Origin of the sequence: Streptomyces zagrosensis, assembly GCF_014203645.1 — a bacterium.
GTDB lineage: Bacteria > Actinomycetota > Actinomycetes > Streptomycetales > Streptomycetaceae > Streptomyces > Streptomyces zagrosensis.
Window position 1 is genome coordinate 653,010 of the sequence record NZ_JACHJL010000001.1, and the last position, 12,826, is coordinate 665,835.

7 protein-coding genes are annotated in these 12,826 nt (G+C 71.5%); 5 read left to right on the top strand and 2 right to left on the bottom strand.

What is annotated here, in order from left to right; genetic code table 11:
* The first annotated feature begins 91 nt into the window (after positions 1 to 91).
* On the top strand, positions 92 to 3,205 hold the full coding sequence (locus FHS42_RS02760; protein WP_312866675.1) for an endo-alpha-N-acetylgalactosaminidase family protein: 3,114 nt from the start codon (positions 92 to 94) through the stop codon (positions 3,203 to 3,205).
* A 17-nt stretch (positions 3,206 to 3,222) separates the two neighbouring features.
* Here FHS42_RS02760 and FHS42_RS02765 read toward each other — a convergent pair whose 3' ends face one another.
* Positions 3,223 to 4,968 (bottom strand): glycoside hydrolase family 35 protein, encoded by a 1,746-nt coding sequence (locus tag FHS42_RS02765; protein WP_184568838.1) that lies wholly within the window; start codon positions 4,966 to 4,968, stop codon positions 3,223 to 3,225.
* Between the two features lie 336 nt (positions 4,969 to 5,304).
* Here FHS42_RS02765 and FHS42_RS02770 point away from each other — a divergent pair, with 336 nt between their 5' ends.
* On the top strand, positions 5,305 to 6,207 hold the full coding sequence (locus tag FHS42_RS02770; RefSeq protein ID WP_184569066.1) for a helix-turn-helix domain-containing protein: 903 nt from the start codon (positions 5,305 to 5,307) through the stop codon (positions 6,205 to 6,207).
* Between the two features lie 179 nt (positions 6,208 to 6,386).
* A complete protein-coding gene (locus FHS42_RS02775; protein WP_246494113.1) occupies positions 6,387 to 6,794 on the top strand; it encodes a chorismate mutase in 408 nt (135 codons plus the stop codon).
* 239 nt (positions 6,795 to 7,033) lie between these two features.
* Here FHS42_RS02775 and FHS42_RS02780 read toward each other — a convergent pair whose 3' ends face one another.
* Complete coding sequence (locus FHS42_RS02780) at positions 7,034 to 8,389, bottom strand: amidohydrolase (protein ID WP_184568839.1); 1,356 nt, start codon at positions 8,387 to 8,389, stop codon at positions 7,034 to 7,036.
* Between the two features lie 430 nt (positions 8,390 to 8,819).
* Here FHS42_RS02780 and pepN point away from each other — a divergent pair, with 430 nt between their 5' ends.
* Entirely contained in the window at positions 8,820 to 11,348 is a 2,529-nt protein-coding gene (gene pepN / locus FHS42_RS02785) for an aminopeptidase N (protein ID WP_184568840.1), read from the top strand.
* Positions 11,349 to 11,669: 321 nt separating this feature from the next.
* On the top strand, positions 11,670 to 12,521 hold the full coding sequence (locus tag FHS42_RS02790; protein WP_184568841.1) for an SDR family oxidoreductase: 852 nt from the start codon (positions 11,670 to 11,672) through the stop codon (positions 12,519 to 12,521).
* Positions 12,522 to 12,826: the final 305 nt, after the last annotated feature.

Genomic DNA, 12,826 nt, shown 5'->3' on the forward strand with positions numbered 1-12,826 from the left:
TAGCCGCCCCGGCTTTGTCCATAGGCGCGCCAGGCGCCCCCGGCTCAGGGTGTCCCACACCAGGACACCGACAGCGTTAAGGAGCAGCATCGTGGAGTCGGAGAGCGCACAGGAGAACGTGACGGGACGGCCAACGAGACGCACGCTTGTCGCCAGTACCGCCCTCGCCGGCACCGCGCTCGCGCTGCACGGCGGCACCGCTTACGCCGCACAGGCAGCACCGGGGCGGGCGCGCGGGGAGGCACTCCTGCGCTCCGCCGACCTCGACGTACGGGTAGCCAGGGCCTTCCCGCGCATCGTGTCGTACACCGACCGGCGCACCGGCGCCCTCCTGCACGGCCAGCAGGAGCCCGTCACCTCCGTCGTCATCGATGGCACCACGCACACGCCCGAGGTGCGCAGCAACGTCCGCGCGAACCGCGCCACCTACACGCTCGCCTTCGCCGGCGGCACCGAGATCGACGTGCAGATCCAGGTCACCGGCTGGCAGGTGGACTGGCGGATCACCCGCATCTTCGACACCGCGACCCTGCGCGTTGGCACCCTGCGCATCCCCGCGCTCGCCCTGCTCAGCGTGCGCAGCGACCAGGACCACGCCACGCTGCTCGCCGCCCGCATCGACCTCGACAAGGCCAAGAGCGGCGACACGCTGGTCAAGCTCACCGGCACGACCCCGGCCGACCCCGCCCCACTCGGCTGCGCCTACGCCGTCGTGGCCGCCGGCACGCTCGCCGCCGCCATCGAGACCAACACCGTCTTCGACAAGCCGTCCGAGACGCCTGGCGCCACCTGGGACAACGGCAGACTGTGGCGGCAGACGGTCACGAAGGACGGCCACACAGCGGCGCGCATCGCATGCGGGCAGTGGACCCACCGGGCGGCGACCGCACCGGTGCAGATGACCGAGCCCCTGCCGTACGCCACCGTCATCGTCACCCGCGACCGCAACGGCGACGGCCGGGCCGACTGGCAGGACGCGGCCATCGCGATGCGGGACATCATGGTCAGCCCGCTGGGCGCCGACACACAGCACCTGCGAGTGGTGCCGCACATCCCGTTCAACTTCGCGAGCCAGGCCACCAACCCGTTTCTGGCCACCCTCGACAACGTCAAGCGCATCGCGCTGGCCACGGACGGACTGCGGCAATACACGCTGCTCAAGGGGTACGCGTCCGAGGGCCATGACTCCGCGCACCCCGACTACGGCGGCAACTACAACCAGCGCGCGGGCGGGCTGACGGACCTCAACACGCTGCTGCGCGAGGGCAAGAAGTGGAACAGCGACTTCGCTGTGCACGTCAACGCCACCGAGTCCTATCCGGTGGCCAACGCGTTCTCCGAGACGCTGGTCAACAAGGCCGACGAGCAGTGGGACTGGCTCGACCAGTCGTACCGCATCGACGCCCGCCGCGACCTGGCCTCCGGTGACATCGCTCGCCGCTTCGAGCAACTGCGCAACGAGACCGACGCCGGCCTCAACACCCTCTACATCGACGTCTTCCGGGAGTCCGGCTGGAACTCCGACCGGCTGCAACGCGAGCTGCGCGCCCAGGGCTGGCACATCACCACCGAATGGGGCCATGGCCTAGAACGCTCCTCGCTGTGGTCGCACTGGGCCACCGAGACCGACTACGGCCCGGACACCTCGCGCGGCATCAACTCCCAGCTGATCCGCTTCATCCGCAACCACCAAAAGGACGTCTTCGCCGACAAGTGGCCGCTGCTCGGCATCCCCCGTACCGGCAACTTCGAGGGCTGGGTGGGCAAGACCGACTGGAACACCTTCTACCGACAGATCTGGACCGACAGCCTGCCCGCCAAGTACCTCCAGGCGTACCCGATCAAGACCTGGGGCGAGCACGAGATCACCTTCTTCGGGCCGAGTGGAACCGTCGTATCCGACGCAGCCGGCCAGCGGACGATCACCACCGATGGGCGGGTCGTCTACGCGGGCGGCACCTATCTGCTGCCCTGGGAGCCACGAAAGGCCACCAACCCGGCCAAGCTGTACCACTACAGCCCGGGCGGCGGCAGCACCACCTGGCAACTGCCGCGCGGCTGGTCCCGAGCCTCCCAGGTCACCGTCTACCGGCTCACCGACCAGGGGCGCGAGCGCATCCACACGCTCCCCGTGCGCTCCGGCAAGATCACCGTGGTCGCCGAGGCCGGACAGCCCTACGTGCTCTACCGCGGCAGCGCCCCACACCAGCCCGCACCCGACTGGGGCGCACACACGGCCCTACGCGACCCGAGTTTCGCCTCCGGAGCCCTGGCAGCGTGGAGCGTCAGCGGCCCCGCACAGGTCGTGCGCAGCGAGCGAGGCGACTACGAACTGGTCGTCGGCTCAGGCCAAGCCGCCGCGGTCGGGCAGCGGCTGCGCCGGCTCGCCCCCGGCGAATACGCAGCATCGGTGCAGGTCGAGGTGGGCGCAGCGGCGGGCGAAACCCGCAGGGCCGCCCTTGAAGTACGCACCGCCGATGGCGTCACCGCAAGCAACTGGACCGACAGCTCGACGGCCGTCAACTACGTGGCGTCCGACCGCAAGAAGGACACCCGCTTCCAGCGCATGTTCACCTACTTCACCGTCCCTGACGGCGGCGGCGCCGCGCACCTGACGCTACGCGCGGCGGCGGGCCAGGCCCGAGTGCGCTTCGACAACGTCCGCATCGTCCCGGCTCAGCGCCCGACCGTCCCGGCCACCCCGGGCGCGTTCGTCCACGAGGACTTCGAAAACGTACCCCAGGGGTGGGGGCCGTTCGTCAAGGGCGATGCGGGCAAGTCCAACGATCCGCGCACCCACATCGCGCAACGGCACGCCCCGTACACCCAGCGCGGCTGGAACGGCAAGGCCATCGACGATGTGATCGACGGCGGCCAGTCCCTCAAGTCCCGCGGCGAAAACACCGGGCTCGTCTACCGCACCCTCCCGCACACCGTGCGCTTCTTGGCCGGGCGCCGCTACGAGGTGTCCTTCCGCTACGAGAACGAGAAGGCAGGCCAGTACGCGTGGATCACCGGCGTGGACGAGCCAGCGACGCGCGAGCTGAGCCGCACGGCGCTACCCGTCGCGACGGCCCCGGCGCAGTGGACGTACACCTTCACCGCACCGGCCAACGGCGCGGCCTGGGTCGGCCTGCGGAAGGCGGGGGGCGACGGCACGGCGGAGTTCGTGCTGGACGCGTTCACGGTGCGTGAACTGGACTGACGTTGGGCCCGTGCTGCTCAACTCAGCAGTACGGGCCCGCCGGCCGGCCCCGCAACCTCCAAGAGCAGCAGTTCATTGCGGCCGGCCCGCAGCACGGGCCCCGGCACGTACAGGGTGAGCTGCGGGCCGACCTCCCAGTAGCGGCCCAGGCAGCAGCCGTTGACCCAGACGAAGCCGCGTACCCAGCCGGGCAACTCCAAGGCCGCATCCCCGGGCGCCGCCACCTCGAAGGAGCCGGTGAACAGACCGGGCCCCGCCGCATCCGGCACCGGCCCGAACGCGACCCGCTCCACCGCGCCCGCCTCCTCCAGGGCGTCGAGCCGCAGGCCCCTGGCCCGTACACCGTGCAGATACTGCCGCTCATGCAGCACACCGCCGGTGATGCCCTTCGACTCGGCCAGCCGTGGCCCGTAGTTGACCCGCCCAAGCGACTCCACCCACAGCTCCACGGACGCGGGCCCGCCGACCTCGCCGACCACCGCGTCCTCGCTGTCGAGCACGGCGGTACGCACCCCGTCCACGTACACCAGCGCCAGGTCCCGCAGCCCCGTTACCCGCAGCGGATAGGCCCGACGCGGCCCCGGCACCTCAACCCGATAACGGACCAGCCCGCGATCGACCCCGACCTCCTCGAAGGTGGGCGGCGTCGCGGTGTGCGTCTGTGCGCCACCGAGCGCATCGAGCACCCCGGTCAGCGGCGCCCACCGGTCGAAGGTGGCGTGCACGGGAGCGGCCAGCGCCGGGGGAGCGGGCGGCACCGGCGGCAGCGGCCCCACCGCGTAATCGACGAGCACCTCGCGAAAGCGCCAGAACTTCGGGGTCGGAGCGCCGCGTTCATCGATCGGGGCGTCGTAGTCGTACGAGGTGGTCGTGGGCCGCAGTGTGCCGTCATGCAGATCGCCGGCGCGGTTGGCCCCCGCCCAGCCGCCGAAGTTCGTCCCGCCGTGCGCCATGTAGAGGTTGACGGACGCACCGCACTCCAAGATCTCGCGCAGCGCCCCCGCGGCATCCGCCGCATCACGCCGCACCGCATCGGCGCCCCAGTGCGTAAACCAGCCGCACCAAAACTCCATGCACATCAGCGGCCCACGCGGCTGATGGCGGCGCAGCGCGGCGAACGCCTCCCGCGCCCCCGACCCGAAGTTGACCATCGCCAGCACACCGGGCAGCGAACCACCGGTGAGCATGTGATCATCGGGGCCGTCCGAGGTGAACAGCGGCACGCTCACCCCAAAGCGCCGCAGCAGTTCGGCCACGTGCCGCAGATAGACCCGATCGCTGCCGTACGAGCCGTACTCGTTCTCCGCCTGCACCATGAGCACCGGACCCCCGCGGTCCACCTGCCGGGGCACCACCTCCGCGAGCACCCGCTCGAACCAGGCGCTCACCGGCCGCAAGAACTCGGGGTCCCTGGTGCGCACCCGGGAGCCCAGCGGCCCGGTCAGCCAGTGCGGAAGACCGCCGTTCTCCCACTCGGCACAGATATACGGGCCCGGGCGAACGATCGCCCACAGCCCGGCCGCCTGCGCCGCGTCCAAAAAGCGGCCTAGGGCCGCCACATCGCGGAACTCCCCGGGCCGCGGCTCGTGCGCGTTCCACGGTACGTAGGTCTCCACGCAGTTCAGGCCCATCGCACGCAGCATGGCCAGCCGATGTTCCCAGTGCCCCTCGTGCACCCGGAAGTAGTGCAGGGCTCCCGAAAGCAGCCGCACCGGCTGCCCATCCAGCTCGAACCGCTCGTCCGTGATCACGAACTCCGCCACAGCCCCGCCCCGTCTCTCCCTTTACTCACCACAGATCCCCCTCACCCTGACCGCGCGGCAGGCGGCCGGTCCATGGACAAAGGTCGGCGCTACTTGGACGGGTGGCACTCGTGGGACGGATGGGACGGATTGGTGGGACGGATGGCAGGGGCTGGTGGGACTGGTGGGACGGGGATGCGCTCCATGGCCGCCGAGGGGGCGGCGCGGCGGACTGCCGGGTTACGGTTTCTGCGCGGGGCGGGAAGCCTGCACGGGGCAAGCCTGCACGGGGCAGGGGAGAGCAGCCGCGTGGTGCGCACAGACCACGGCGCGGCGAGCGAGGCGGGGAGGCCACTCATGGGCGAGAGCGCGTACCAGACCTGGATGCGGTACTTCACGCCCAGCCCTGCCCATCACCGGCTCGGCCTGGTCTGCCTCGGCGTCGGTCTTCAGCATGGCGCGCTGCCCACGGTCGGCCCGCGCACCCTTGACCACCATGTCGCGGTGGTGATCGGCGCGGGCAGCGGTTGGTTTCGCGGCACGGACGGGCGTCGTCGGCCGGTCACCGCGCCCGCGCTGATCTGGCTCACCCCCGGCGTGCTCCACCACTACGGCGCCAACGCGACCACCGGTTGGGACGAGAGCTTCGTCGATTTCACCGGGCCAGCCGTCGCCGCGTACACGGAACTTGGCTACATCGACGGCGACCGGCCCGTGGTGCCCCTGACCGACACCGCCACTGCCCGCGCCGCCATCGGCCGCATCACCCGCGCGGCCCGGCGCGGCAACCCGCTGCTCGAAGTCGAGACGTCCGCCGCCGTCCATGAACTCCTGGTCGCACTGCGCCGGGCGCGCGCCGACGCGGGTGGGGACACCGACCCGGTGTTGCGCGCGCTGGCCCGCGACGCCTTCCAGCCGCTGTCGGTCCTCGAACACGCCGCGCGGCACGGCATGACGGCCGCGGAGCTACGGATTGCGGTGCGCCGCGCGGCAGGCTCCAGCCCCAAGGACTATCTGCTCGGCATCCGGCTCGGCCGCGCCAAGGAACTCCTCGTCGGCACCGACCTCCCCGTCGCGGCCGTGGCCCGCCGAGTCGGCTACGCCGACCCCGCGTACTTCAGCCGGCTGTTCACCCGCCGCGTCGGCATCGCCCCCGGCCGCTTCCGCGAACAACAAGGGCGCGCCGCACCCGGCGGCTGGAGCGACCAGGTCCCGGACCCCGAGCACCCGCCGACCATCACCCCCACGGCCACGGCGTAACACGGCGCGCGGGGCACCGAGCGCTCTCCCGCGATATGCGACACGCGGCACGCGGCACGCGTACGCCACCTACAGCGCTTGCGCACCGGCACTGTGGGTGGCCGGTCGGGCGCCACCTCGTAAGCCCTGTTAGCGTGGCGCCACTTTGCCGCCCGTGATCGCATCGGGAGATCCACGCGATGAACGACCAGCCTGACCTGCCCGCACACCCCACCCAGCCGACCCTGCCCGCGCCGCTGAGCCAGGGTGCGGATACCACCGCCTTGGACGAGGCGGCCGTACGCTCCGAACTGGTGCGGCTTCGCGACAGCATCGACAACATCGACGCGGCCGTCGTCCATATGCTCGCCGAGCGGTTCAAATGCACCCAGCAGGTCGGCCGGCTCAAGGCCCACCACAAGCTGCCCCCAGCCGACCCCGCACGCGAGGCCCGGCAGATCGCCCGGCTGAGGGAACTCGCCGAGAACGCCAAGCTCGACCCGGCGTTCGCCGAGAAGCTGCTGAACTTCATCATCGCCGAGGTGATCAGGCACCACGAGCAGCTCGCCGGCGACGCGGTGACCGGTAGCGGAGCGGTCGAACGCTGACCGGCACCGGTCAGTACCAGCCGGCATCGGTCGGCACCCCGGCCCTACCGCCTCCCCGGCCGGCTCGCCGCCCCATCGCGTACCGCAGCCTTACCGCGTACCGCCGTCTTACTGCGTACCGCCGTCTTACCGCGTACCGCAGCCTTACCGCACGAGGCAGCCTCACCGCACCACGCCGCCGCGTCGCTCGCACGCTGCCCCGTGCCCCCGATCACCCGTACGCCGCCATCGCCGCGGGCTCAGCCGTGCGGGCCGGTGGCGCGCAGGGCCAGATAGTGGGCCCGTCGTTCCTCGTCGGTGGCCAGGGCGATGCCCGCCCAGGCCATCGCGCGGGCCGCCGCGAGCACCGCGTCGTCGGCTGCCTCGCCCCCCGTCCAGTCCGCGAACTCCCGGGTGTGCGGGGTGCCGTGCGAGCCGATGATGCCCAGGTGGGGATGGATCGCGGGCAGCGCATGGGACACGTTCCCCATGTCCGTCGATGCACCGAGTCGGCGGGGCTCGCCTGCCGGCTCCGGCACCGAGCGGCCCGCCGCTTCGCGTAGCCCGTCCGCGTAACGCGCCATCAACCAGGCGTCGTTGCGTACGTCGAGGTAGTCAGGCTGGGTGGGCTCGATGGCCACGGCGCAACCCGTGGCGAGCGCCGCGCCCCGAAAGCAGGCGGTCACCCGCTCGCGGAACGTCGTGAGCTCCTCGGCCGTGGGCGTGCGCACCTCCCATTCGAGCACTGTGCGCTCCGGGATGATGTTCGACCGCTCACCGCCGTCGCGGACGATGCCCGACACCCGGTATCCGTCCGGCAGTTGCTGTCGAAGCTGCCCCACCGCCACCTGTGCCACCACCGCCGCATCGGCCGCGTTGACTCCGAGGTGCGGGGCCAGCGCCGCGTGCGAGGCCCGCCCGGTGAAGGTCACCGCGAAGCGGGCCACTGTCGTGGTGGACGAGCGCGGATCGACGTCGTCCGCCGGCCCCGGGTGCGCCATCATGGCCACCGTCACGCCGTCGAACCCACCGCGTTCCAGCATCAATACCTTGCCGCCACCCGCCTCCTCGGCCGGGGTGCCCAAGAGGTTAACGGTGAAGCCGAGTTCATCGGCGACCGCCGCCAAACCGATGGCCGCGCCCGCGCTCGCCGCACAGATGATGTTGTGCCCGCAGGCGTGCCCGATGCCCGGCAGCGCGTCGTACTCCGCGCACACCCCGATCGTCAGCGGTCCACTGCCGTAGGAGGCGATCAGCGCGGTCGGCAGGTCGCAGGGGCCGCGGCGTACCGTGAATCCGGCCTCCTCCATCAGCTCCGCCAACCGGTCGGCGGCCCGGTGCTCGGCGAACGACAACTCGGGGTCGGCGTGCAGCTTCCGGCTCAGCTCGCTCAGCCGTCCGGCGACCGCGTCGATCCGCTCCAACGCCCGCCGCCGCGCCGCGGCTTCGCCGCCGCGGGAGCCACTGACCCCGTGTGCCTCCTGGCCGGCGCCTTGGCCCGCCCCCTGGTCACTGCTGGCGTCCGTGCCTGGGTCGGCTTCCGTGGCCGCATCGGTCCGCGCATGCCGGGCCCCCGCGCTTTCCGCTGCCGCCGGCCCGTGCCCCGGCCGCGTCATCGCGGGCCCCCGGCGCGTACGGCGATGGTGGCGGTGGCGGTGGCGCGGCATTGCCCTGGAAGGCGCCGAGGCCGCAGAAAGCGCGTGGGACGTACAGCGATCGTCATGCTTCCCACCCTCCCACCTCCCGCCCTTCCGCCTTTCACCTCCCACCTCCCGCCTCCCGCCTCCCACCTGCCGCCTTCCCGCCTCCCGCCCTTCCGCACTGTCATCCGCCCGGCAGATGCCAAGGCGCCCGCCACCCGAGGCGCGCGGTTACGCCGCTTTTGTCCCCTGACCCAGCCGCACCCTTCGGCCGGAACCAGGGACGCGAAGGTCGGGGCCCAAAGGCCGGTACACGAAGGCCGCAGCCCGCGGGCCACCGCCCGGAGTGACGCCTGGCACCCCCCGCCGCCTGCACGGCGGCGAAGCCGTACGGCAGCATGTCCCCATGTCCGTACTCACACATGATGAAGCGCAGACCCGCGCCGCCCTCATCGGCCTTCGCCGCTACACCATCGACCTCGACCTGACACGAGGGGTCGAAGTGTTCGGCTCCATCACGTCTGTGCGCTTTTGCGTGCGCGAGGCGGGCACCGACACCTTCATTCAACTGGAGGCAGCCGCACTGCACCGGGTCGTCCTCGACGGCACCACACTCGACCCCGCGCTGTACGTCGATGGCCGCTACCCGCTCACCGGGCTCGGTCAGGGCGAGCACGAGCTGCTGCTCGACGCCGACATGCGCTATTCGCACACCGGCGAGGGCATGCACCGCTTCACCGACCCAACCGATGGCGAAACGTATTTGTACACCATGTGTTGCATGGCCGACGCACCCAAGGTCTTCGGTTGCTTCGACCAACCTGACCTCAAAGGCGTCTTCGAGGTCACCGTCACCGCGCCGCCCGAGTGGACCGTCCTGGGCAACGGCATCGCCGAACGCGTCGGCGACACCGCCGATGGCCGCTGGCGGCTCACCGCCACCAAACCCATCAGCACCTATTTGATGGCGCTCGCCGCCGGGCCCTGGCACTCGGTGCGTACCCGACACGCCGGGCTACCGTTCGGACTGCACGTGCGCCGCTCGCTCGCGGCCCACCTCGACACGGACGCCGACGAGATCTTTGACATCACCCGCCGCTGCTTCGACCGCTACCACGAGATCTTCGACGAGCCCTACCCCTTCGACTCCTACGACCAGGCATTCGTCCCCGAATTCAACTCCGGCGCCATGGAGAACCCCGGGCTCGTCACCTTCCGCGACGAATTCGTCTTCCGCTCCGCCGTCACCGAGGCCGAACGACAAAGCCGCGCCATGGTCATCGCCCACGAGATGGCCCACATGTGGTTCGGCGACCTGGTCACCATGCGCTGGTGGGACGACATCTGGCTGAACGAGTCGTTCGCCGAGTACATGGGCTTCCACATCCTCACCGAGGCCACCCATTACACCGACACCTGGGCCGACTTCGGCGTCCGCCGCAAGAACTGGGGCTACGACGCCGACCAGCGGCCCTCCACGCACCCCGTAGCACCCGAGCCAGACGGCGTACCCGACACGGCCGCAGCCCGCCTCAACTTCGACGGCATCTCCTACGCCAAGGGCGCGTCCGCGCTGCGGCAACTCGTCGCCTGGCTGGGCGAGCGGCACTTCTTCGCGGGCATCAACGACCACTTCACGCTGCACCGCTTCGCCAACGCGACGCTCGCCGACTTCATCGACTCCCTCGCCCGTGCCTCCGGCCGTGACGTCCACGCCTGGGCCGACACCTGGCTACGCACCACGGGCGTGGACACGCTCACGCCCACCGTCAGCGACACCCCCAACGGCTGGGAGCTACGACTGACCCACGAGGGCAGCCGCCCACACCAGCTCACCATCGGCCTGTACGACCTCGACCAGGCGACGAGCCGCCTCGTCCCCCGCACACCGCTGCACTGGAACGTGCCCGACGACGTCGTGCACACCGCCGATGGCCGCCGCCCCGACCTCGTCCTCGTCAATGACGCCGACCTCACCTACGCCAAGATCGGCTTCGACGACCGGTCCTGGGCGACCATCGCCGCGGCCCTGGCAGGGCTGCCCAACGCGCTCTCCCGCGCCGTGATCTGGAACGCCGCCCGGGACCTGGTACGCGACGGAAAGCTGCCGCCCACCGCCTACCTCGACGCGCTGCGCGCCCACCTTCCGCAAGAGAGCGACGTCGCCATCGTGCAGGGCGTCCTCGCCTTCGCCCGCACCCAGATCGCCGACCGCTACCTCACTGCCAAGCAGCGCCCCGCGGCCCTGGCCACCCTCACCGACACCTGCCGTGACCTGCTCCGCCGCACCCACGACGGCTCGGCGCCCGGGCTGCGGCTCGCGGCCGTACGCACCCTCGCCGACAGCGCCACCAACCCGGCCGAACTGGACGAGTGGCTCGCCGCAGGCACCGTGCCCGGTGGCCCCGTGCTCGACCCGGAACTGCGCTGGCGACTGCTGTTGCGGCGCGCCGTCCTCGGCGCCGCCACGCCTGCCGACATCGAAGCGGAACTCGCCCGCGACTCCAGCGCCACCGGCCAGGAGGGCGCTGCCCGCTGCCGGGCCGCGCTGCCCGACCCGGCAGCCAAGGAAGCCGCCTGGACGGAACTGTTCGACAAGGACGACCTCTCCACCTACCTGGCCACCGCCACCGCCGAGGGCTTTTGGCAGCCCGAGCAGCACGAACTCCTCCGTGCCTACCTGCCGCGCTACTTCCCCGCCGTCGCCGAGGTGGCCGCCCGACGCGGCCCCGCCATTGCCCAGGCCGTGGGTCGCTTCGGCTTCCCGCAGTACGCGGTAGACGCGTCAACGCTGCGGCTCGGCGAGGAGTGCCTGCGCGACGCCAACCCCATCCCCGCGCTGCGGCGCCGTTTTGCGGACGAACTGGACGACCTGCGCCGCGCGCTGCGCGTACGGGAGGGCGCCACCGCCGGGCACGGGGGAGCCCAGGGTTAGGGCCGTGGGGCCCACCTGCGGTCCCGCGGAGCCCGTGGTGCCCGCGGAAGGGCCCGGACCTCGCGGATAGGGGGCCGTGGTGCGGGCCGACGATGGCGCAGGTGGGGCCGCCGTCGTAGGTCTGCGGTCGTATGCGCACTGGGTCAAGAAGGCGATTCGGAGGCAGGGTCCGGTTAGTTAGGCTGGCATCGTCAAACCCCAAGCCAAGCCCCACAACCCGCCGGACCCGCCCCGAACACCTCGCTCCACCCTCGTAGTTCGCCCTGGTTGGGCAACCTCTGCTGGTCCGCCGGGGCGTGCGGCCAACAGAAAGAGAAAAACGTGATCGTCGTGACCGGCGCCACCGGAAACGTAGGACGCGCGCTCGTGTCCCAACTCGTCGCCGATGGCCATCCCCTACGAGCCCTCACCCGTGACCCGAGCCGGGCCGCGCTGCCAGCAGGCGCCGAAGCGGTACGGGCCGACCTCGCCGACACCACCGGCCTACCCGCCCTCTTCACCGGCGCCACCAGCCTGTTCATCAACCTCAGCGCGGTCGGCGACCACACCCCCGCCCTGCTCGCCGCGGCCATCCCCGCAGGCGTACGGCGCGTAGTGCTGCTCTCCAGCGGCGCAGTCGAGGACGGCGCTGACGAAAACAGCCCGATCGTCGCCCACCACCTCGCGCCAGAGCGCGCGGTCCAAGCGAGCGGCGCCCAGTGGACCCTGCTGAGGCCCAACGCGTTCGCCACCAACTCCCTCCAGTGGGCGCCGCAAATCCGCAGCGGAGACGTCGTACGCGGCCCGTTCGCCGGGGCCCGTACCGCGCCGATCCACGAGGCCGACATCGCCGCCGTCGCCGCACGCGCCCTCGTGGACGACGGACACCACACGGCGATCTACCGACTCACCGGCCCCGACATCCTCACCACGGCCGAACAAATACAGGCCATCGGCACCGCACTCGGCCGCGAACTGCGCTTCGACGAGGTCCCACGCGAAGACGTCGGGGCAGACCTCTTCCCGCACGTCCCGCCGCAGATGCTGGAGACGATCTTGGACGCGTTCGCCGCGGCGGTCACCGCCGAGACGGAGGTCACCACCACGGTGGGCCAGGTCACCGGCCGCCCCGCCCTGACCTTCGCCCACTGGGCAGCGGACCACGTCGCCGACTTCCAACGCCCCACCGCCTGACCCCCAAGCGGGCCCTGGCCCTGGCCCCGGCCCGCTCGCGGCCTCCCCGACCGGCCCGGCACGAGGCCACTGCGCCCGGCTGGCGCCCGGTTTGGCCCGCGCTCCGCTGAGCGGGTTGCCCAGCCGCCCGCGGCCCCGCCCGGCCTCGTGGCCCCGCCTGGCCCCGCAGCGTTGCAACCTCAGCACGGCCCCGCACCCCGCAGCCGCCGGCGGCCCTACCAGATCTGCCTCCGACGTAGGCCCAGTCCCCCCTCGTAAGGGCACGTCCCTCCCTCGTAAGGGTGGTGTCCTTCCAAGCGCCGTCG

Coding starts and splice junctions, on each gene's coding strand:
- FHS42_RS02775 (WP_246494113.1), top strand. CDS start 6,387: ATGAACGACCAGCCTGACCTGCCCGCACACCCCACCCAGCCGACCCTG.
- FHS42_RS02780 (WP_184568839.1), bottom strand. CDS start 8,389: ATGACGCGGCCGGGGCACGGGCCGGCGGCAGCGGAAAGCGCGGGGGCC.
- FHS42_RS02770 (WP_184569066.1), top strand. CDS start 5,305: ATGGGCGAGAGCGCGTACCAGACCTGGATGCGGTACTTCACGCCCAGC.
- pepN (WP_184568840.1), top strand. CDS start 8,820: ATGTCCGTACTCACACATGATGAAGCGCAGACCCGCGCCGCCCTCATC.